Here is a 22507-nt window from a genome sequence, read left to right on the forward strand (position 1 = left end):
TTTAGTTTAACCCTGTTAATTTTTGATTTACCTGTTCTAATAAATGTTGTACTGCTGCTTCTGATAAGTGTAGGATTGGTTTAGGATAAACACCCATTACCACAATCAATACACATATTGTATACAATACCACTTTTTCTGTTCCTTTGATATCGGTAAAACCGATAGTCAGTTCGTTAGTTGTACCCAACATTACCTTCTGATACATCCTTAGCATGTATACTGCACCAAATATGATGGTTAAGCCAGCAATAAGACCCAACCAAGCATTGTAACTATATACGCTAAATAGCAATAAGAACTCGCCAATAAAGCCATTTGTTCCTGGCAAGGCTACTGTTCCTAAAACAATAATCAAAAATGTAATTGCCAGTTGTGGTGCAACTTTGGCCAAACCACCCAATTCTTCAATTTTATTGGTTTGAAGACGAGAGAAGATAATATCCAAAACGAAGAATAAACCTACAACATTGATACCGTGACTTAACATCTGTACCATTACGCCTTGTAGGCCTTGCGTACTTAAGGTAAAGATACCTGCAGCAATCAAACCTACGTGGGCTATAGAAGAATAAGCTACCAAACGTTTGGCATTCCTTTGGGTAAATGCAATCAGCGATGCATATACAATACCGATGATAGAAAGGATCATGGCAAGCATTGTCCAATCGTGAACGCCTTGCGGTACAATTGGCAATAGCCATCTGATTACCCCATAAATACCCATTTTTAACATGATACCTGACAACAACATCGTTCCAGCTGCTGGAGCCTCAGTATAGGTGTCTGGCTGCCAAGTATGGAAAGGGAAGATTGGCATTTTGATCGCAAATGCGATAAAGAAGGCCCAAAATACCCAACCTTGTTGATATGAATCTAGGTTCAGTGCATAAAATGCATTGATATCGAAGTTATTTGCCGGATTTTGTAGGTATAGATAGATAATACCCAACAACATGAAAAGTGAACCTGCAATGGTATACACAAAAAATTTCATGTTTACCTTGATACGGTCTTTTCCGCCCCACATGGCACAGATGAAATACACTGGAATTAATGCTGCTTCCCAACCGATATAGAACAAAAACCCATCCAATGCGGTAAATACCAATAGCAATCCGCTTTGCATAAATAAGATCAGTGCATAAAAAGCATTGGCATTTTTATATTCATGTTTAAAGCTGGCCAAGATGATCAACGGCATCAAAATATTGGTCAGGATTACCGTAACCATGCTAATGCCATCAACACCAACATGGAAATTGATGCCCAATTGTTGGATCCAAGGATAGTTTACGGCAAACTGTGTGCTTGCATCTGGTGTAAACTTTAACAATAAACCGATAGTTGTGCCAAGGGTAAAGAGTGAAAATGCAAAAGCACCCAACTTAGCAGCATTTTGCTTGGCCATCATTGCGGTGATGATAGCGCCAACCAAGGGTAGAAATATGAGTATTAAAAGTTCCATTTATAGCTGTTGAACCGAATTTTAAGAGATAGTTAAATAAGTATACAATAACAAAGCGACGATACCGAATACCATCATAAAAATATAAAAACCTACGTTTCCTGATTGTAAAAGGCGTAATCCTTTACTTCCTTCACTAGCTGTCCAGCCCAAACCATTTACCAGACCATCAATTACCTTTTTATCGATAATGCGATAGAAAAATTTAGAGAAGGCATCTAACGGTTTTCGGATAATTGCATCGTAGATCTCATCCAAATAGAATTTGTTGTAAAGATCTTTGCCAATAATGAGCGTTTACCTTCGGCTGCAACAGGTACATGTGCATTTTTAACATATTTGGTATAAGCATAAATCGTAGCTGCTAATGCTGCCAGTACCGAAACACCCATTAAGGTAAATTCTGTTGTATGGTCTAAACCAAGTTCATGGTGGGCAATACCTGCTCCAGTTAACCAATGTGCAAGCCATTCGTTACCACCAAATGCTGCTGGAATATTGATCAATCCACCAATTGCCGCTAAAATTGCCAATACCACCAATGGAAAGGTCATTGATTTTGGAGACTCGTGGATATGTTCTTCTGCATGGTGTGTACCACGGTATTTTCCAAAGAAAGTTAAGAACATCATCCTGAACATATAAAATGCAGTTAAGAATGCCGTAAACAATCCAATGGCCCATAATACCTTATTGTGTTCGTAAGCATGTGCCAATATCTCATCTTTAGAGAAGAAACCAGAGAATGGAGGTAAGCCTGCAATGGCAATGGTACCGATCATCATGGTGGCAAAAGTGATCTTCAATTTAGATTTCAATCCACCCATGTGACGCATATCTTGTTCATGGTGCATGGCATGGATCACAGAGCCCGCACCCAAGAATAACAATGCCTTAAAGAAGGCATGGGTCAATACATGGAAGAATGAACCCGTATAAGCACCAACACCTAAGCCTAAGAACATATAGCCCAATTGAGATACGGTTGAATAAGCCAATACTTTTTTAATATCTGTTTGTGTCAAAGCGATAATGGCCGCAATCAAAGCAGTGGCGGTTCCAATAATGGCAATCAAATCTTGTGTAGTTGGTGCCAGATCAAACAACACGCTTGAGCGGGCAATCATATAGATACCTGCTGTTACCATTGTGGCAGCGTGGATCAATGCAGAAACCGGAGTTGGTCCAGCCATCGCATCTGGCAACCAAGTAAATAAAGGCAACTGTGCAGATTTACCACATGCACCAATAAATAACAATATCGTGATCAAAGTAAGGGTTCCAGAGCCAGGCATCATATTGGCGGCCTGTGGGAATACTTTTGCAAATTCTACACTTCCAAAAGTATTGAAGATCAAAAACACACCTAAAAGGAAACCTAAATCTCCAATCCTGTTCATTACAAAGGCTTTTTTAGCTGCACTTGCATAATTGCTATTGGTATACCAAAAGCCGATCAACAGGTAAGAGCATAAACCTACGCCTTCCCAACCGATAAACATCACAATATAGTTTGAACCCAACACCAAGATCAACATAAAGAAGATAAATAGGTTTAGGTAGCTAAAAAACTTACCAAAGCCAGCATCATCGTGCATGTAACCTGTAGAATAGATATGGATCAAAAAGCCAACTCCCGTAATGATCAACAACATAATTGCACTTAAAGGATCATACAAGAATGAAAGTGGGATATGTAAATTACCAGCACTGATCCAATCGAAAAGATCAATGGTAAATTGTTTTTGTGTACCAGCACCCAGTTCAAAAAACAAGGCGATACTTAATACAAAAGAAGCCAATATTACACCGCTACCAATTACACCAATCAGGGTTTTGCTAAAGGTATTTCTGCCTAGGCCATTAATTACAAAGCCTAAAAGCGGAAGCAAAGGAATCAACCAAAGTAAACTATTTATCATCTTCTATCTAATTACCACTTAAGGCGATTTAACACATTAATATCTATCGACTGCGTATTTCTGTAAACCATTACAATAATTGCCAGTCCTACGGCTACTTCAGCTGCTGCCAAAGCCATAATAAAAAATACAAACACCTGTCCTGACGGGTCATTATGGTGTACAGAAAAGGCTGTTAGCAATAGGTTTACAGAGTTCAACATCAACTCTACCGACATAAAGATCACAATGGCATTTCTACGCGTCAATACGCCAACCACTCCGATCGTAAAAATAATCGCACATAACCAGATATAGTGGTTAAGTGGCACTGTTTGCATGGTTTGGGTTAGATTATCCATTTGCTTTTTCTTCTTTTTTGGTTAATAATACTGCGCCAACCATTGCTGTTAACAATAAGATTGAAGACAACTCAAATGGCAACATAAATGGCCCAAATAATTCTTTACCTAGGTTTTTAACCAATCCTAAGTTTGGGTTTTTCAATACCAATGGGCTATTGATCGCAACGGCCTTTAACGAACCAATCAAAGTTACCACTAAGCAGCCACCGGCAATTACACCAACGATCTTAACCAAACTTGATTTATTGGGTTCGTTTTCTTTATTCAGGTTTAACAACATGAGCACAAAAAGGAATAAAACCATGATTGCTCCCATGTATACGATAAAGTTTACCACTGCTAAAAATTGTGCGTTCAACAACACATAATGCACTGTAAAAGTAAAAAAGGTAAGGATCAGATATAACACACTATGGATCGGGTTCTTTGAGAAGATGACCAACAGCGAGAAAATGATGCTTAATGTTGCTACAAAATAGAATACTGATGTACCCATTAATTTTTCTTGTTTAGTTTATTTGTTCATCGTCATTCTGAACTCGTTTCAGAATCTTTATCATCAGATGCTGAAATAAATTCAGCATGACGTACTCTTTTTTTATTTTACCTCCAATGGAGCTTCAACCAATTTATCTTTACCGTAGATAAAATCCTTACGTAAATAATCAGATGGCACAATCGGACCATCTAAATAAATCGCTTCTTTAGGACAGGCTTCTTCGCATAAGCCGCAGAAAATGCAACGTAACATGTTGATTTCATAAACTGCTGCATATTTCTCTTCACGATATAGATTCTTCTCTTCTGGTTTGCGCTCGGCTGCAATCATGGTGATCGCTTCTGCAGGGCAAGACAAGGCACATAATCCACAAGCAGTACAACGTTCTCTTCCCTCTTCATCTCTTTTTAAAGAGTGCATCCCCCTCCAATTGATAGAAAATTCTCTTTCCTGCTCTGGATATTTAATGGTTGAACTTTTCTTAAAAAAGTGGCTCATTGTAGTACCTAGGCCTTTCACAATGGCAGGCAGGTACATACGCTCTGCAAGATTGAGTGGCTTTTGCTCCAGTACTTTTTTCTTATTGCTTAATGATTCCATATCTTCTTCTTAAAACCCGTTTACAACAGCGATTAGATCCTGTAATGATGATGTTTGCAATAGCTAGTGGAATTAATCCTTTCCAGCCTAAGTTCATCAATTGGTCATAACGGAAACGAGGGATGGTCCAACGTACCCACATGAAGAAAAAGATGAACATAAATATTTTCAAAAATAATACGGCTGTTCCGATCAATGGTGCTGCAATTGGACCTACTTGTGTAGCCACCCATTCCATACCAGGATAGTTGTAACCACCAAAGTATAAAGTAGCCATTACCGCTGATGAAACAAACATATTGATGTATTCAGCAAATAAATAGAAACCTAATTTCATTGACGAATACTCTGTATGGTATCCACCGATCAATTCAGTTTCACACTCTGGTAAATCAAATGGTGCACGGTTGGTCTCTGCAAAAGAACAAACCATAAAAATCAAAAATCCTAGTGGTTGATATAAAACATTCCAATGCCAGCCATGTTGCTGTGCTACAATTTCTTTTAAACTTAATGTATTGGTTACCAAAAGTAGGGCAATGATAGATAGCCCCATGGCAACCTCGTAACTGATGTTCTGAGAAGCCGCTCTAATCGCGCTTAATAACGAATATTTGTTGTTAGATGCCCAGCCACCAATCATCACGCCATATACACCTAAAGATACCACACCAAAAATATACAATACACCAACGTTGATATCGGTAACCTGTAATGGGATAATTCTTTCACCAATCTTAAGGTCTTGCCCCCATGGAATAACTGCTGTACCGATACAGGCACAAAGCATGGCTAAACCCGGACCAACCATAAACAACCATTTATTGGCATTTGATGGGATCATCTCTTCTTTCATGAACATCTTTAAACCATCGGCCAATGGTTGTAGAATACCGAAAGGGCCTGCTCTATCTGGTCCAAGCCTATCTTGCAGAAAGGCTGCAACTTTACGCTCTGCATAAGTAGAGTACATGGCAATAACCAAACTGATGGCAAATAAAATGGTTACCAGCAAAAATTTCTCTATAACAAAATCTATATCCATTAGAATTTAATGCTTTTTTCTAGTTCAACTTTATTTGCTTCTTGCAGGGCAAGATTTTCTTTAATTACCGGTAATGGTTTAAACGTTTCGTAATGATTTGACGAAATTACCGATGTATCTGGAATATGTGTAGGATGTTCGATCGTCCAGTCTGAAGTGGCTTTTTTATCAAAACGACAAGTATTACAAATAAATTCCTCTACTTCTCCAAATTGGTCTTTACGGGCCGTAACACGCAAAACATCTGCTCCTTTATACCAAAGCGTTACCTTACCGTTACACTTTTCGTGGTCACAATCTCTGTGCGCATCAACAGGTTTAGTAAACCAAACCCTGTTTTTGAACCTAAAAGTTTTATCGGTTAAAGCACCTACAGGACAAACATCAATTACGTTCCCTGAGAAATCGTTATCTACAGCTGCTTGGATATAAGTTGAAATTTCTGAATGGTCGCCACGGTTTAAAATCCCATGTACCCGTTTATTGGTAATCTGATCTGCTGTAAATACACAACGATAGCACAAGATACACCTGTTCATGTGCAATTGAATCTTATCGCCAATATCTATTCTTTCGAAAGTACGACGTTCAAACTCATATCGTGTTTTTTGTAGACCATGCTCATAACCTAAGTTTTGTAGATCGCACTCTCCGGCTTGATCGCAAACTGGGCAATCCAATGGATGGTTGATCAACAGCATCTCTACCACACCACTTCTGGCCTCTAAAACCTCTGGCGAAGTAATGTTCTGCACTTCCATCCCATCCATTACCGTTGTACGGCAAGATGCGACCAATTTAGGCATAGGGCGTGGGTCCTTTTCAGAACCTTTGGTTACTTTAACAATACACGTACGGCACTTACCACCACTTCCCTCTAATTTAGAGTAATAGCACATGGCAGGTGGTACAATATCACCCCCAATTTGCCTTGCGGCATTGAGAATACTTGTACCCGGTGCTACTTCTACCGTGATTCCGTCTATGGTTACCTTCATTAAGTCAGCCATGATTAAATATTATCCTGTTTAACTTCTTCAACTTTTTTCTCAATCGGCACGGCATAGTTTGCGATACCGTAATTGCTATCCTGACTTTTGATCGGCTCCTTTACGTGCCACTCAAACTCGTCTCTAAAATGTCTGATCGCACTTGCAACCGGCCAAGCGGCTGCATCGCCCAACGGACAGATTGTATTTCCTTCTATTTTCTTAGACACATCTACCAATAAGTCGATATCGCTCATTTTTCCATGTCCGTATTCCAATCTATGGAGTACCTTTTCTAACCAACCTGTTCCTTCTCTACATGGCGAACATTGTCCGCAACTTTCATGGTGATAGAAACGGGCAAAATTCCAAGTATTTCTTACAATACACTGGTCCTCATCAAAAGCGATGAAACCACCAGAACCCAACATCGTTCCTGTTGCAAAACCACCTTCAGAAAGTGATTCGTAACTCATCAAACGCGGTTCGCCATTGGCATATTTTAAGGTTAGGTTTGCAGGCAAGATTGGCACCGAAGAACCTCCAGCTACCGTAGCTTTTAGTCTTTTACCATTGGCAATGCCACCACAATATTCGTCAGAATAGATAAATTCTTCAACCGGCAAACCTAATTCAATCTCGTAAACACCTGGTTTTACTAGGTTTCCAGAGGCCGAAATCAGTTTGGTTCCTGTACTTCTACCGATTCCGATTTTAGCATATTCGTCGCCACCATCATTAATGATTGGTACAACAGCCGCAATTGATTCTACGTTATTTACTACCGTAGGGCAGCCATATAAACCAGCAATAGCTGGGAAAGGAGGTTTGATACGAGGATTTCCTCTTTTACCTTCTAGTGATTCTAATAAAGCGGTTTCTTCTCCGCAGATATAAGCACCACCACCTGGTTGTACATAAAGCTCTAGATCATATCCAGAACCTAATATATTTTTTCCTAAAAATCCAGCAGCCTTAGCTTCAGCAATTGCTTTTTCTAGGATACGGATTTGAGGCATCATTTCGCCACGAACGTAAATGTATGAGGTGTTTGCACCCAATGCGAAACTTGAAACAATCATGCCTTCAATCAAGGCATGTGGGATATAGGTCATTAGATACCTGTCTTTGAAAGTTCCAGGCTCAGATTCATCGGCATTACAAACCAGGTAACGCGCAACACCTTCCGGCTTGGCCAAAAAGCTCCATTTCATCCCTGTAGGGAAACCTGCACCACCTCTACCGCGCAGGCCCGATTTCTTAACTTCTTCTACTACTTCATCAGGAGTTAAGGTTTTAAGCGCTTTTTCTACGGCACGATAGCCGCCTTTTTCGCGATAAACGGCCAGCGTATTAATGCCAGGTACGTTGATATGTTCGAGTAATAGTTTACGTCCCATTATTTATTGCGTAAATCGTCTATCAATTGATCAACTGATTGCTCAGTTAAATTTTCGTAGAAAGTGTATTCTGGACCTATTTGTAATACTGGAGCAAAGCCACAAGCGGCTAAACATTCTACACCTCTCCAGCTAAACAGGCCATCTTCCGTCACTTCGTCTTCTTTAACGCCAAGTCTACTTTCAATGTGGTCCATTATTTTCTCTGCACCTACCAAACAGCAAGGTCCGGTACGGCAAACTTCCAATACGTATTTACCTTTTGGCTGTAAGAAGTACATGCTATAAAAAGAAGCAACTTCATACACTTCAATAGGCTCTATCGTTAAATATTCGGCAACTTTATCCATTGCTGGAGCACTTGTCCAACCAAACTCTGCTTGTACCAAGTGTAAAATTGGCAATAAAGCCGATTTTTGTTTTCCAACAGGATAACGTTTTACAATTTCATCAAATTTGTCAAGCAAAGCCGACGAAAATTCTACAGGTTGTTGTTCTTCTACTTTAAGCATCTAATTCTCCTGCAATAATGTTCATGCTACTCATGTTGATGATGGCATCTGACAACAGCATGCCCTCACTCATTTTGGCAAACATCGAGTAATTAATAAAACTTGGTCTTCTAAAGTGCAAACGATAAGGTGTTCTACCTCCATCGTTGATCAAATAGAAACCTAGCTCACCATTTCCACCCTCTACAGCGTGGTAAACTTCTGCTTTTGGCGCATCGATTTCGCCCATCACAATCTTAAAGTGATAGATCAATGCTTCCATATTATTGTAAACTTCTTCTTTTCCTGGCAAGTAAAATTCTGGCACATCTGCATGGAAGATACCTTTAGGCTCTGATTTTAATTTCTCTAGTGCCTGTTCGATGATCCTTACACTTTGCCACATTTCTTCATTACGCACCAAATAACGATCATAGATATCGCCACTGGTACCCACCGGAATTTCGAAATCAAAATCTTGATAAGATGAGTAAGGTTCGCTTACACGAACATCATAATCTACACCCGTTGCACGCAATAATGGGCCTGTCCAACCGAAACTTAAAGCATTCTCTTGAGTTACTTCAGCAACGCCAGCAGTACGGTCAATAAAAATACGGTTACGGTTCAACAAACTTTCAAACTCTCTTAAAGCAACTGGGAATTCTTTTAAGAACTTATTGATCTTCGCAAAAGCGATGTCGTTAAAATCTCTTTCTAAACCACCAATACGACCAATGTTTGTCGTTAAACGAGCTCCACAAATCTCTTCATAGATTTCGTAGATATGCTCTCTAAACTGGAACAGGTAAAGGAAAGTTGTAGTGGCACCAGTATCTTGCGCAATAATGGTATTGCAGATGATATGGTCTGAAATCCTGGCCAATTCCATGATGATCACACGAAGGTAATCTACACGTTTAGGAATTTGGATATTCAACAGCTTTTCAACCGTCATGTGCCACCCCATGTTGTTGATCGGAGACGAGCAATAGTTTAAACGGTCTGTTAAAGGGGTAATCTGATAAAAGGGACGGTGTTCTGCAATTTTTTCAAATGCCCTATGGATATATCCAATGGTAGATACACCACTTACAATACGCTCTCCATCTAACTGTAGCACGTTTTGAAAAACACCATGTGTTGCAGGGTGCGTTGGACCTAAGTTTAAGGTGACCAATTCGCTCTGCGGATCGTTATCTGTATATACTGGTTGATTGTGCTTCATTAGTTCTTATCTACCAAAATATTCGTCTTTTTTATCAACTCTGTTCGGGTCTTCCAATGGATATTGTTTAAGCATAGGGTGTACACCTAAATCGTCCATATTTAAAATTCTTCTTAGGTCAGGATGTCCTTCAAATTTCACCCCAAAAAAGTCGTAAGTTTCTCTTTCCATCCAGTTGGCCGAATTCCATAATGCAGATGCAGTTGGAATGGTCGGTTCATTTTCGTGGATAAAAACCTTTAATCTCAATCTGATGCCACTTACCATACTGTGCAGATGATAAACTACAGCCAATTGGTTCTTTTCAGGATAATGAACTGCCGTTAGATCTGTCAGGAAATTGAAATTGATCTTTCCATTTTCTTTCAAGAAAGACAAAACATTGATGACTTTGTCTTTTGTTGTCGAAAAGGTAAGCAAGCCATAAGGTTCTGTTACATCAAAAAGCTGCTCGCCAAATTTCTCGCCAAGCAGATCAATAATTTCTGTATTTGTTGCTTTAGCCATTATTCTATTCCGTAAGAAGCCAACATTTGTTTATACTGATCAGAATATCTTCTTCTGCCCGATTCGTTCTTTACCAATTCCTGGATTTTTCCAAAGCCATCTAAAATAGCCTCTGGACGTGGAGGACAGCCTGGAACGTAAACATCAACAGGGATAATCTCATCTATTCCTTGTAATACAGAATAAGTATCGAAAATACCTCCACTTGATGCACAAGCACCAACAGCAATTACCCAACGTGGTTCTGCCATCTGTAAATAAACCTGTTTTAAAACTGGCGCCATTTTTTTGGCAATGGTGCCCATTACCATTAAAAGATCGGCTTGGCGAGGAGAAAAACTTAATCTTTCTGCACCAAAACGACCAAAATCGTAATGCGAACCCATTGTTGCCATAAACTCGATACCGCAGCATGAAGTAGCAAACGGCAACGGCCATAATGAATGTGAACGTGCCAAACCAATAACCTTATCTAGGGAAGTAGCAAAAAAGCCTGAGCCTTCTATACCTGGTGGCGCATCTACTATGTTGATTTCACTCATGTTATTAAACAAAAAATGCTTATTCCTAATAGAGAATAAGCAACAAATCTACAATATTTTAAAAGCAAATGAATGATACGATTGGCATTTAGAACCAATCTAAATAAAGTAGTTTTCGGTTTCCGATTCTCAGTTACCGGTAATAACTGTTAACTAAAAACTGACAACTGATTAGTTCCAGTCTAATGCTTTTTTCTTTAAAATATAGATAAAACCTAATAAAAGTGTTCCCATAAAGATGAACATCTCAATTATGCCTGGCCAACCTAAGTCTCTAAAATTTACTGCCCAAGGATACATAAAGATGACCTCTACGTCAAACAGCACAAAAAGAATGGCCACTAAAAAATACTTGATAGAAAATGGCTGACGCGCATTACCTACAACCTTAACACCTGCCTCGAAAGTAGACAGCTTATCGTTGGTTTTACGTTTTGGACCTAAAAAGTGTGTAGCGAACAAAGTAACCACTACAAACCCTAAGGCAACAATAACTTGAAATATAATAGGTAAAAAATCTTGTGCCGAACTTTGCGTTTCCATATCAATTATTTTAGGCAAAATTAATATAAAAAGGCAGGATTACAAATCCTGCCTTTTTATATTTGGGTAAATTACTGTTTATATCCTTATACACTGCACGAGTAACTATTACCAAGTGGAGGCGAGCAAGATGCAGGATCTCCAACATCGTAGAAGTACATCCACAAATAGGTCCGCCACTTTGGTGAGCATCACAACAGGCATCGCCCATTGGACAATACACGGAGCAACCTCCATTACCTCCTAATACTTTTTTCATTTCAGCCTTGCTGAGTAAATTGGTCTTTTTCATATGCTTAAATTTTGGTTAGGTTAATCCAATTTAACCTATTCACCTTAGAACTCAAAAAGCATTGGTAAATTTTTAACCCTAGCCAAATACGATTTTATACAATGCCTGGGCTAAACCAAATGCCTGCATTTTCTTGGCACATACGGCTCAAAACAACCTTCTGTTGGTACTTTGATGCAAGAAAGTCCACCCGTACACATCCCTTCGATATCTCCAGGTCCTTCCAAACACTCATCCCAACACTTTGTGTCAATGTCATCTATCATCTCTTGCCCACCTATCACCTTTCTGAGCTCTGCTCTGCTTAATAAATTGGTCTTTTTCATATGTTTTATTTTAATTAGGTTAATACAATTTATTCATTATACAAATCAAAAAAACTGACAGATAACCTCGGTCAAAAGTAGTAACAGCAAAAAAGGCAGAAATAAAAGTAAACCTACCTTCAATTACCTATTCTAATGAGATATGTTATTCCCATCCACCACCTGGACATGCAGGATAAGTACCTCCAGGACTACCTGGAATATCTGGCCAAAGCTCCAAGACAGGGGTTTGACATTTTTTAGGCCCAACAGTTGACGGATCACTCATGTCTGTGCAACACCATTGATCGCTAGGACATTGAAGTGTACTTTCACATCCCATAACTGCGACACGATTACCTCCTAAAACTTTTTTCATTTGGATCTTACTTAATAAATTTACTTTTTTCATTGTTTTGTTTTTAAATGGTTTTTAAAAATTTAGGCTAATTATGCTGACCACATTAAGTGATACTAATATTTGTTGATATTCGTTCTACCGAAAATCAACTAAACTATTAATTATAAAGTTAACCTTGAAAAGTCTGATTGTTTATTATTTACTGCATATAAAAATGTTCATTGCGCATAACTTTATGCGCAACCCCTTACTAAAATAATTTCAACTTGTAAACTATGCTACCTAAATTAACCCGCAACGAAATGAAATTGGTTTATTGTAACGAGGAAATACGCCGTTATAGAAATGAGATTTGCTATACACAAGAATATATGGCTAGTCAATTGGGTATTACCCAAAGCACCTATCAACGAATTGAAGCAGGAGAAATTAAGATTTCAATGGATCGACTGATAGAAATATCCAGAATATTAGGCAAGCCCATAGAAGCATTCCTTCATAACAAACCAAACTTGACTAGCGACATTCAAACAAGTGAGGGCAATGAATCAATTTTAGTTAATAAAAGAGAATGGTTGCTCATGTTAAATGTATTAAAGCAACAAGAAGACCGAATAAAGGAATTAGAAGCTAAGGTGCTTAGAAAAGACAACAAAATAGATGAACTTAAGCAGCATCTTAAGTTTGATTAGTTATAAAATAACACCACAAAAAAAGGCAAGATTAAAAAATCTTGCCTTTTCATTTATCAATTAGTTATAATTACTTAATTGGAGCTTTTTTAGCCGGTGCAGCTGCTGGTGTGTTTAAAATCTTTAAAGATTGTATCGCATAGGCATTCTGCGGATCAAGAGCTAAAGTCTTATTTAAATATTCAATAGCTTTATCTTTATCATTAGCTGAGTAATATGAACCCAACCAGTTATAAGCATCAATTAGATTCTTAATATTAGCAGGAGTAGTTGCTTTTTCAGGTCTTGTAACCGTTAAAACTTCAATATATTTTAAATAATGAGGAACAGCTAATCCTTTTGGAGCTTCCTTATCATCAAGGATTTTACCAATACGAGCTTGAAATAAATAAGCAGCATCAATATCGTGCCCTGGTGCTAGTTGATTTACTTTAGCAAAAGCTGAATCTGCTTCCACTAGTACATTTTTATCAGGTGTTGTACCTGGTGCAGGATATGAATAGGCAAAATAATCAGCTAAACCTAAATAATAATAATTATTTGCGATGTTAGGGTTTTTGGAATTAGCCTTAATACTTATTTTATAAGCCTCAGCTGATAATTTATAGTTCTTGGCTTCATATAGTTTTTTGCCAAGTCCTGCTAATTCTTCAGCTTTAGTAGAATCCATTGCAACAGCTTTAGCGATATTCATTACAGCCAAACTATCATTACCAGTTCCTTGTAATGCTCTACCTAACATCAGGTAATCTTCACCTAAAATACGAGCAGCATCTTGTTTTCTGGCAAACAATTCGTTCATATATTTTACACCAGCAGCGAAGTTTTTGTTCTCAACTGCTGAATAACCACGCAAACGGGTTACCAAAAAGCTTTTTGGATTGCTAGCCTCTACATTTAAAGTAGCTACTTCTTTTTCTAGTGTTGCGTAATCATTAGCATATACTAAAAACTGTGCATAACGGATACGAGAATCAACAGATTTATCAGTTAAATCTAAGTATTTTCTCATGTTAGCTAAAGACGCAGCTCTTTTTGCTTCTCTGTCTTTCACATCTGCAGCACGAGACCATTGTTGATCATTTTCTGCAAGTTCACGATAAGCAGGACCATAATTGGCATCAATGGCAATTGCTTTTTGAATTTGATCCGCAGCATCTGGGAAAGAATACGCTTGTCTGTACATTCTTCCAATCTGCACAATTGCACGTGTAAGGTTAGGATTCACATCCAAAGCTCTCAAATACCATGGATAAGCCTCAGAGTTTTTACCTATTTGCATGGCATAAAAATCGCCCAAAGCCAAGAAAGTTTCTGGATCTTTGTCTTTAGCATCTAGCTCATCTGCCTTCTGCAAATTAGGAAGTGCAGCATTATAATCAGGAACTTCTTGCTCTAAATAAGATTTACCTATAGCTAAATAAGTCTGATAGTTTTTAGCACCTAATTCTATCGCTTTATCAAAATTTGTTTTTGCTGAAGTAGGGTTTTTAGATTTTAGGTCTGCATGTCCTAAACCAACATAATTCAATGCATATTTTGGACTGGCAGTCACACCATTCGTGAAAACTGCTCTTGCAGAGTCGATATCGTCTGTTAATAAATAAACATTACCAAGATTAAAATAATTCTCTCCCTCTTTCGCATTCGAATTGATCAATGTCTTAAGCATTGATGTAGCTTTCTGGTACTGTTCTGCATCTATAGCTTTCTTCGCGTCGGCTAAACTTTGAGCAAATGAGGCAGCACCTATCATTACCAAACCTAAAGTTAAGGTTATTGCTTTCTTAATCATTTTCATTGTCATCATTTGTTTTAATCGAAATAACTATTGTTGAGCCTATTATCTGGTTCTGCTACAGCAACGTTTTTTTCCTTAGTTTAATATAAAATTTAATTCGTTTTTCTTATGTTAAATTCCCTTGATAGCATCTTATGTGGACCTAGTCCAGATTTGAGTACAATTAACTGTCCACGAGGACTAGTTAACCAATTTGCAAATCCTGTGCCTAAACCATCTCTGCCCTCGCAATTTATAATATAAATATTTCTTAAAAAAGGATAAATTCCATTTATTAAATTATTTTGTGTTGGCTTATAAAAAGCATCACCACCTTTTTTACCTTCTACGTTCTTTACGCCCATCATTTTTACCTTTGGTAGATAAGGCAAAATATCTGCATTATTCTCTAATAACCAATTTACACCCACCACACCAATATAATCTTTATGTTCTGCAACATATTTAATCACATCGTTGTTGGTCTTCAAGGTATAAACTCCAGATTTTGGCAACTCCTTTACTTTGGCCGAATCTGTAAAATATCTTACAGTACTTGAATACGCATTATCAAATACCAGTTTTCTATCGCCTTTTGAAGTTCCCTTCATCATATCGAATACTTCATTAACCGTAATATTCGTATCTATATTGGCTGCATTTGTAATCAAGGCAATGCCATCAATTGCAAACCTATCTGTATAGATGGGTACTTGCTTTTGTTTATAGTACCGTTCTTCATCAGGCTTTAACATCCTTGACAAGATAACCATCTTGATTTTGCCGTTTAAAAAATCGGGCAAAATCTTGTTTTCATTTCCTAAAACTGTCTTAACCGTTGCATCTGGATAATCACTTTTAAACACCATAATCTGGTCATCCAGAATACGTGCAAATGATTCGTCAACCAAAAGTTCAGTTGTGCCTGAAGTTCTTGTTTCTATTACCTTATCCTTTTTTGCACCTCTATTACAAGCTACAAATGCTAAACATATAAAAACAAAACTTAAATTTCTCATTTACTCAGTATCCTTTTGGTTAATTAAACGACCAAACCTTAATGCGGCATATACAATCAATACAACTCCAAATGCAACCTGATATTGCTTTGGAAACTTCTCTGGATCAATAGGAAGTAAGCTGTTAAAGAAAATGATTACAATACCTATTCCAAGATAGATCAGCATCATGGTTAGGCCTAAAATAAACAGAAATCGCTGTTGAGGCGATTTCTGTTTGAAATAATTCAGATTAAACATCTTTTATTATTGTTGCAAGCTAAATTTAATAGGAATATTGAATTTAACTTTTACCGGTTTACCGTTTTGCATCCCTGGATTCCAACGTTTAGCAGCTTTCAACGCCTTAATTGCTGCCTCGTCTGTACCGTATCCTAACTTCTTATCTACATTAAAGTTGGCCATTGTACCATCTTTTTCGATAGTGAATGATACTACAACTGTACCTGAGATATTGTTATCAGAAGCCATTGGAGGGAACACAACCGCATTAAACACGGTCTTATAAAACTGCTCAACTCCACCTGGATACGTTGGCGGGTTTTCCATTGCCTGGAAGGTATATACCGCGTTATCCTCTACAACAACTGCTTGTTTCGGTCCTTCACCAACTGGGCCAATCTGTACGATGTCCGCATTTGGGTCACCTTCAACTGTTTTTTGCCCCGGAGAAGCCACTTTAAGTTCTTCCAACTTAGGTGGTTCTTCATCACGCACCTCGTTATCCGGTTTTACCACTGGAGGAGGGAATTTAATCTGATCCTCTTTTGGTGGTGGTGGATCCACTGGTGGCGGTGTTTTCACCTCTGGGTTAATTGGAGGTGGTTCTTGCATCACTACCTCGGTCATCTTCTCTGGAGGTGGCTCTGGTAATATACCAGCTATCAAAGCGTAAATCTTAGGCGCTAAGAAAAGCAGTATAAATATTGTTGATGCAATAAATAATGATTTGGTTGTATTTGAAGCACTTGTTTGACGAAGCTCATAAGCACCGTAGTTCTTGTTCTTTTTAGCAAATACAACATCAAGCCATTCTCTTTTAAATAAATCTATCTTAAGATCCAAACATTGCTTAATATTTTAATTGTTAATACTCGTTAATAAATCCCACCCTGTTTCATCGCCTGTATCTCACTATCCATTAAATGAGTAGGATCGTCGTCAATTGCCGGAGCGCTGATATTTGTTTTGGTAATGTTCAACAAATCCATAATATCAACGAAGTTTTTATACGTAGAACCTTTAACAGGTTTGATAATTACGATAATGTCTTTACCACCAAAAGTAGTTTTTACTAATTCTTTGTTCTTCAATAAAGATTTTTGCACATCTGCAAAGCCTTCAATTGTAGGTGCAGACTTTCCTGCTTCACCCATATACCATGCTACCTTATTGTTTTTTCCCAAAAGGATAGTCATTGTCTGTGAAGCTTTCAGTTCAAGCTTGTTCTCTTTATTCTTTTCATCCTTATCGGGTTTAGCAATGTCCATTGCTAATGGTTTAGATAAAGATGTGGTCAACATAAAGAAGGTAATCAACAAGAACGCCAAATCAACCATCGCGGTCAAATCTACACGTGTAGACTGTTTTTTACTTCTTACTTTACCACCTTTACCACCCCCGCTGGAGGTATCTAATTCTGCCATGTCGTTATGTTATTTAGCAGCAGCTTCGGCTGATGTGATTAAACTAAATTTGTTAATTTTTTGTTTCTGAAGTACATCTACTATCTTTCTAACAGTCTCATATTCTTCATCTGCATCTCCTTTGATACTGATACGCATATCTACATTATGTAGTTCTGCTGTAGCTCTACGAGATTGCTCAACCCATTGAAACAATTGGCCAGTTCTAGTTGAGTCTGTAGGGATACCATTAAACTGTTTTTCAAATTTTGAACGTTGATCACCATTCATGTTGATAAACTGTTTCAAATTTTGAAATGGCACACCAAAAGAGGTTACTACACCAAATCTTTTAAGTTCATCTTCAGTAAAGCTTTGACCATAGATCTGGGCCATTTTTTGCAAGGTCAGCTTTTTCACATCTTGACCAATGATCTCCATGAATACTTTCCCTTTACCAACAGTTAATATTGCTAAATCTTTATCCGGTACTTTAAATGTAACCGTAGAAGATGGAAGTTTAACGTCTAATGGATCTGGTTGACGTGAAGTTGCCGTTAAAATAAAGAAAGTTAACAACAAGAAAGCCACATCGCACATCGCGGTCATGTCTACTGCCGTACTTTTTCTTGGAACTTTTACTCTAGGCATAATATAAAAATTATAATATTTTAATTAATGATGTTAATTCTTCCGGTTTTCCATAAAGCCGGTAAAAAAAAATTAAAATAATTTTTATTTATGTGTACTAGCGTAAGTTTGGATGATGCTAAAACCAGCCTCATCAATAGCGTAAGTCAATTTATCGATTTTAGAAGTCAAGATGTTATACATGATGATCGCAAGGGTTGAAGTACCAATACCTGTTGCTGTATTGATCAAAGCCTCAGAGATACCAGTTGCTAGTGCTGCTTGATCTGGTGCTCCAGAGTTAGCCAAACCACCAAATGCCTTGATCATACCTGTTACTGTACCCAATAGACCCATTAACGTACCTACCGATACCAAAGTAGCGATGATCGTTAAGTTTTGCTCTAACATTGGCATTTCTAATGAAGTAGCCTCTTCGATATCTTTTTGGATCGCTAAACATTTCTAATCTGTATCCATGTTCTGCTCAGTTTCCATCTCACTGTATTTTTTCAAACCAGATTTGATTACGTTTGCTACTGAACCTTCTTGTTTATCGCATTCTGCTGAAGCTGCTGCAATGTTACCAGCGCTCAATAACGATTGAATTTTTTTAACGAAAGAATCTAAACTTCCTTTACCTGTTGCTTTACCAATTACAATTAAACGCTCAATTGAGAATACGAATACCATTAAAAGCATACCCATTAGAATTGGAACGATAAATCCACCTTTGTAAGCCATACCACCATAGTTACCAACGTGAGGTAAGATGTGAGTTGTATCATCATTGTAAAAAGCTAATGATACGGTACTGTTTGCTTTTGCAACTGCATCATCAATGATGAAGTTTGATGGTTTACCCAATACAAAAATAAATAGTGATACCCCGATAAGGATACAAATTGGAATTACAAGAGTTGCAAATAAATTAGATGCAGTTGAAGAACTCTCTTTTTTAACTGTTGTTGGTTTTGGTGCGTTTGCCATTTTTTTTTAATTTTTTAGTTTTAGTACTTGTTTTTAAATTTAGATAAAATATTTAAATTATTATAGTAATACACACAACGTTTAATGAAACCGATTGTTGCGATAACAAATTTATAACTTTGATTTAAATTACAAATTAAATAATCGTTACACAATTAATTCGTTACGTTAAGCTCTTTTTTTCAATCGAGCAAAAAGGTGCATAACTAAAAAAGATTGCCTTTGTCGAGACAATCTTTCGCAATTAAAACTAAAAATTTAATTAAAAGCAAATTTTAAGTGAAAAAAATGAACTAAAACACGTTTTCAACAACTTTTGGAAGTGCATTTTTAATTTCTTGACTGGCAAACTCTTCAAATTGTTTAAAATTATTTAAAAATGCTGCGGCCAGTTCATTCGCTTTATGGTCGTAATTTTGTGCACTGCTCCATGTATTTTTTGGGTTCAGAATTTCTGATGGAACACCTGGGCAGTTCTTTGGCATCAATAAACCAAAAACTGGATGTTCTACAAATTCTTCTTGGGCCAGACTTCCATTTAATGCTGCAGAGATCATTGCTCTCGTATAGCTCAATTTCATCCTGTTACCAACTCCATAGGGGCCGCCGCTCCATCCGGTATTTACCAACCATACATTTACTTGGTGTTTTTCCATCTTCTCTCCCAACAATTTGGCATATTTAGCTGGGTGCAATGGCAAAAATGCTTTACCAAAACAAGCAGAGAAGGTCAATTGTGGTTCGGTAACACCTGCTTCAGTGCCTGCAACCTTAGCGGTATAGCCAGATATAAAGTGGAACATGGCCTGTCCTGGTGTCAGTTTTGAGATCGGTGGCAGTACCCCAAATGCATCTGCAGTTAAGAAAAATATATTTTTTGGTCCTTTAGCCACCGAAGGGAGAACCGCATTGTCTATATAATGGATAGGATAAGCTACCCTTGTGTTTTCTGTTTTCTCGATATTCGCAAAATCAACATGGCGCGTACCTGCTTCATAGTTGATATTCTCTAACAATGACCCGAATTTGATCGCATTAAGACTCTGTGGTTCTTTCTCAGCAGTTAGGTCTACACATTTGGCATAACACCCACCTTCGAAATTAAATACCGAATCTTCGCTCCACCCGTGTTCATCATCTCCGATCAAGCCCCTATTTGGGTCTGCAGACAAAGTTGTTTTACCAGTACCCGATAGGCCAAAGAAAATAGCTGTATCTCCATCTGCGCCCACGTTGGCTGAGCAATGCATAGATAAGGTCTGTTTCTGCTCTGGTAGAATAAAGTTCAAGACAGAGAAGATCCCCTTTTTAATTTCACCTGTGTAAGCTGTACCTCCAATCAAAATGATCTTTTTAGAAAAGTTTAGAATAGAGAAGTTGGCTTGTCGCGTGCCATCAACTGCTGGATCGGCCAAAAACGATGGTGCCGCTATAATGGTCCATTCTGTCTTTTCTGGCAATTGGTCTTGTTCAAATCTTAAAAAGAGGTTATTGGCAAATAGATTTTGGAAAGCATGTTCAGTAACTACACGGATGGTAGTTTTATAATGCTCATCAGCACAAGCATAAGCATCTCTAACGTAAATCTGTTTTTCGCTCAGGTGTTTGGTTACCTTTTCAAACAGGCCATTGAAATGCTCCTGACTGATTTTAATGTTCACATCACCCCACCATACTGCATTTTCGGTTATTTCGTCGCTAACGATAAAACGGTCTTTTGGAGAACGACCTGTAAATTTTCCGGTGTCTACGGCTAGTGCACCTGTATCTGCTAGTGTTCCCTCGCCATTTTTTAAGGCTTCTTCTACTAGTTCAGCCACACTTAGCTGATATTTGATTGTTTTGGCATTTAGATTTAGGTAGCTTAAATCTGGCTGCTTTACATTAATCTTGCTCATACTTTTTGATTTGTATGCCGCAAAGCTAAGGAGATATTAATGCAAAAAATACGAATTTTGAGGAAAAATTTTACTTATTGTGGCAAATACACTAACATGTAATAAGCTATAAATCAAAATGTTAATCTAAAATTTAACAATGATTTAACCTCCAGATTTTTTAACCTTGAAACCTTCCTTCTGGAGCAACAAAAATACCTTTTCCCTGAAATCGCCCTGTATCAAAATCTCACCATCTTTGGCTGCGCCACCCACCCCACATTTGGTTTTCAGCATTTTAGCCAAATCTGTCAATTGTGCGTCACTCCCTTTAAAACCTGTAATTAGGGTTACCGCTTTGCCACCTCTATTTTTACGGTCCAACATTACCCTCAGATCTTGTTGGGCATTGCTCAGGTTTTCTTCTGTTGCAGCAGTTTCATCCTCATAAACAAAAGAGGGGTCGGTAGAATACATAATTCCACCAAAATCATTTAGGATCTTTTTCTTGGGATTGGCCATAGTCTGATGTTCAATGGTTAATTGGTAATGATGTTTAATGATAACGGAACAACAGTTATTTCTATTTCCTTCCCCATAAAAAATGGTTCGCCATCAATATGGATAGAATCTTCTTTTGTCCTGATGATCTTGATTTTTTTGCCTCTGATGATCTCTACCATATCTGATCGATCGGTTGTAGCTCGTATCATATGGTAGGCCAAAACCGGAATCTTATACAATGGGAAGGGTTTGATGATACAGACATCTAATAAACCATCGGTAAGTGAAGATTTGGGGGAGATATACACATTATTTCCATATTGGGATGAATTGGCAATACTCACTACAAAAGCAGCCCTGGTATAACTTACACCATCAACCTCAATCGTATAACTTTGTGGCTGGTAAGAGGTGATTTCTTTCAATCCCATCTCTATGTATCCTTTTAGTCCCCTACTTTTATTACCTGCAAATACCGAACTGATGTGCGCATCAAAACCCATACCCGCCATGTTAAAAAAGAATTTCTCGTTCAAGGTTGCCGTATCCACCAACTGGAGTTTAAACCCATTGATCACCTCAATTGCTTTTTTTGTGGACAATGGTATTTTCAAAAATCTGGCCAGGCCATTTCCAGAGCCAAAAGGTATAATTCCAAGCACCTTTTTATATTGCATCACCTTTGCCGCAATTTCATTAATGGTGCCATCGCCACCAACCGCTACAATGACATCAAAATTTTTGGCTGCAGCCTCTTCTGCCAGCTCGGCGGCATGACCAATATATTCGGTATAACTGTAATTCGGGCTAAATTTGGTCTTGTCCAAATAAGTATCTATCAATCCGGAGTCTTA

General features: G+C 37.9%; 25 protein-coding genes and 2 pseudogenes. 1 reads left to right on the top strand and 26 read right to left on the bottom strand.

Going from position 1 to position 22507, the window contains the following annotated elements; all coding sequences use genetic code 11:
- Position 1: 1 nt before the first annotated feature.
- The 16 genes and pseudogenes from ACFJIZ_RS15080 to ACFJIZ_RS15155 form a co-directional block, all read right to left on the bottom strand.
- Complete coding sequence (locus ACFJIZ_RS15080; RefSeq protein ID WP_379085699.1) at positions 2-1468, bottom strand: NuoM family protein; 1467 nt, start codon at positions 1466-1468, stop codon at positions 2-4.
- Positions 1469-1489: 21 nt separating this feature from the next.
- Positions 1490-3390: pseudogene (gene nuoL / locus ACFJIZ_RS15085) on the bottom strand (NADH-quinone oxidoreductase subunit L).
- An 11-nt stretch (positions 3391-3401) separates the two neighbouring features.
- The gene (nuoK, locus tag ACFJIZ_RS15090) at positions 3402-3731 is read right to left on the bottom strand and encodes an NADH-quinone oxidoreductase subunit NuoK (RefSeq protein ID WP_379085702.1); all 330 of its coding nucleotides are present in this window, start codon (positions 3729-3731) and stop codon (positions 3402-3404) included.
- Positions 3724-4230 (bottom strand): NADH-quinone oxidoreductase subunit J, encoded by a 507-nt coding sequence (locus ACFJIZ_RS15095; RefSeq protein WP_379085705.1) that lies wholly within the window; start codon positions 4228-4230, stop codon positions 3724-3726. The genes nuoK and ACFJIZ_RS15095 overlap by 8 nt, the downstream gene beginning before the upstream one ends.
- Positions 4231-4332: 102 nt before the next feature.
- Positions 4333-4833 (bottom strand): NuoI/complex I 23 kDa subunit family protein, encoded by a 501-nt coding sequence (locus ACFJIZ_RS15100; protein ID WP_379085708.1) that lies wholly within the window; start codon positions 4831-4833, stop codon positions 4333-4335.
- On the bottom strand, positions 4814-5878 hold the full coding sequence (gene nuoH, locus ACFJIZ_RS15105; protein ID WP_379085712.1) for an NADH-quinone oxidoreductase subunit NuoH: 1065 nt from the start codon (positions 5876-5878) through the stop codon (positions 4814-4816). The genes ACFJIZ_RS15100 and nuoH overlap by 20 nt, the downstream gene beginning before the upstream one ends.
- On the bottom strand, positions 5878-6888 hold the full coding sequence (locus tag ACFJIZ_RS15110; RefSeq protein WP_379085715.1) for a 2Fe-2S iron-sulfur cluster-binding protein: 1011 nt from the start codon (positions 6886-6888) through the stop codon (positions 5878-5880). The genes nuoH and ACFJIZ_RS15110 overlap by 1 nt, the downstream gene beginning before the upstream one ends.
- A 2-nt stretch (positions 6889-6890) precedes the next feature.
- Positions 6891-8267 carry an NADH-quinone oxidoreductase subunit NuoF gene (gene nuoF, locus ACFJIZ_RS15115; RefSeq protein WP_379085718.1) on the bottom strand — a complete coding sequence of 459 codons (1377 nt, stop codon included), beginning with the start codon at positions 8265-8267 and terminating at the stop codon, positions 6891-6893.
- Positions 8267-8779, bottom strand: coding sequence for an NADH-quinone oxidoreductase subunit NuoE (gene nuoE, locus ACFJIZ_RS15120; protein WP_379085721.1), 513 nt, complete (start codon positions 8777-8779; stop codon positions 8267-8269). The genes nuoF and nuoE overlap by 1 nt, the downstream gene beginning before the upstream one ends.
- Positions 8772-9986 carry an NADH-quinone oxidoreductase subunit D gene (locus tag ACFJIZ_RS15125; protein ID WP_379085724.1) on the bottom strand — a complete coding sequence of 405 codons (1215 nt, stop codon included), beginning with the start codon at positions 9984-9986 and terminating at the stop codon, positions 8772-8774. Before ACFJIZ_RS15125 ends, nuoE begins: the two co-directional genes overlap by 8 nt.
- A gap of 6 nt (positions 9987-9992) precedes the next feature.
- On the bottom strand, positions 9993-10493 hold the full coding sequence (locus ACFJIZ_RS15130; RefSeq protein ID WP_379085727.1) for an NADH-quinone oxidoreductase subunit C: 501 nt from the start codon (positions 10491-10493) through the stop codon (positions 9993-9995).
- Complete coding sequence (locus ACFJIZ_RS15135; protein ID WP_055131193.1) at positions 10493-11035, bottom strand: NADH-quinone oxidoreductase subunit B; 543 nt, start codon at positions 11033-11035, stop codon at positions 10493-10495. Before ACFJIZ_RS15135 ends, ACFJIZ_RS15130 begins: the two co-directional genes overlap by 1 nt.
- A 171-nt stretch (positions 11036-11206) precedes the next feature.
- Entirely contained in the window at positions 11207-11578 is a 372-nt protein-coding gene (locus tag ACFJIZ_RS15140; protein ID WP_379085731.1) for an NADH-quinone oxidoreductase subunit A, read from the bottom strand.
- 10 nt (positions 11579-11588) lie between these two features.
- Positions 11589-11870: a hypothetical protein gene (locus ACFJIZ_RS15145; protein WP_379085734.1), complete on the bottom strand. Its 282-nt coding sequence runs from the start codon at positions 11868-11870 to the stop codon at positions 11589-11591.
- 110 nt (positions 11871-11980) lie between these two features.
- Positions 11981-12196 (bottom strand): hypothetical protein, encoded by a 216-nt coding sequence (locus tag ACFJIZ_RS15150; RefSeq protein WP_379085737.1) that lies wholly within the window; start codon positions 12194-12196, stop codon positions 11981-11983.
- Positions 12197-12341: 145 nt separating this feature from the next.
- A complete protein-coding gene (locus ACFJIZ_RS15155) occupies positions 12342-12587 on the bottom strand; it encodes a hypothetical protein (protein ID WP_379085739.1) in 246 nt (81 codons plus the stop codon).
- A 224-nt stretch (positions 12588-12811) separates the two neighbouring features.
- On the opposite strand from ACFJIZ_RS15155, the gene ACFJIZ_RS15160 reads away from it, so the two are divergent.
- Entirely contained in the window at positions 12812-13228 is a 417-nt protein-coding gene (locus ACFJIZ_RS15160) for a helix-turn-helix transcriptional regulator (RefSeq protein WP_379085742.1), read from the top strand.
- Between the two features lie 70 nt (positions 13229-13298).
- Here ACFJIZ_RS15160 and ACFJIZ_RS15165 read toward each other — a convergent pair whose 3' ends face one another.
- The 10 genes and pseudogenes from ACFJIZ_RS15165 to ACFJIZ_RS15210 form a co-directional block, all read right to left on the bottom strand.
- On the bottom strand, positions 13299-15029 hold the full coding sequence (locus tag ACFJIZ_RS15165) for a hypothetical protein (RefSeq protein WP_379085744.1): 1731 nt from the start codon (positions 15027-15029) through the stop codon (positions 13299-13301).
- Positions 15030-15121: 92 nt separating this feature from the next.
- Positions 15122-16027, bottom strand: coding sequence for a substrate-binding domain-containing protein (locus ACFJIZ_RS15170; protein WP_379085747.1), 906 nt, complete (start codon positions 16025-16027; stop codon positions 15122-15124).
- Complete coding sequence (locus ACFJIZ_RS15175; RefSeq protein ID WP_379085750.1) at positions 16028-16267, bottom strand: hypothetical protein; 240 nt, start codon at positions 16265-16267, stop codon at positions 16028-16030. It abuts the gene before it with no gap.
- Between the two features lie 6 nt (positions 16268-16273).
- A complete protein-coding gene (locus ACFJIZ_RS15180; RefSeq protein WP_379085753.1) occupies positions 16274-17092 on the bottom strand; it encodes an energy transducer TonB in 819 nt (272 codons plus the stop codon).
- Positions 17093-17124: 32 nt separating this feature from the next.
- Entirely contained in the window at positions 17125-17673 is a 549-nt protein-coding gene (locus ACFJIZ_RS15185) for an ExbD/TolR family protein (RefSeq protein ID WP_379085756.1), read from the bottom strand.
- A 9-nt stretch (positions 17674-17682) separates the two neighbouring features.
- A complete protein-coding gene (locus ACFJIZ_RS15190; RefSeq protein ID WP_379085759.1) occupies positions 17683-18303 on the bottom strand; it encodes a biopolymer transporter ExbD in 621 nt (206 codons plus the stop codon).
- An 84-nt stretch (positions 18304-18387) separates the two neighbouring features.
- Positions 18388-19272, bottom strand: a pseudogene (locus ACFJIZ_RS15195) (MotA/TolQ/ExbB proton channel family protein).
- Between the two features lie 293 nt (positions 19273-19565).
- Entirely contained in the window at positions 19566-21170 is a 1605-nt protein-coding gene (gene pckA, locus ACFJIZ_RS15200; protein ID WP_379085762.1) for a phosphoenolpyruvate carboxykinase (ATP), read from the bottom strand.
- Positions 21171-21314: 144 nt separating this feature from the next.
- Complete coding sequence (locus tag ACFJIZ_RS15205) at positions 21315-21671, bottom strand: translation initiation factor (RefSeq protein WP_379085765.1); 357 nt, start codon at positions 21669-21671, stop codon at positions 21315-21317.
- Between the two features lie 17 nt (positions 21672-21688).
- Positions 21689-22495, bottom strand: coding sequence for a diacylglycerol/lipid kinase family protein (locus ACFJIZ_RS15210; RefSeq protein WP_379085767.1), 807 nt, complete (start codon positions 22493-22495; stop codon positions 21689-21691).
- Positions 22496-22507: the final 12 nt, after the last annotated feature.

Origin of the sequence: Pedobacter sp. UC225_65 (genome assembly GCF_042698365.1) — a bacterium.
GTDB lineage: Bacteria > Bacteroidota > Bacteroidia > Sphingobacteriales > Sphingobacteriaceae > Pedobacter.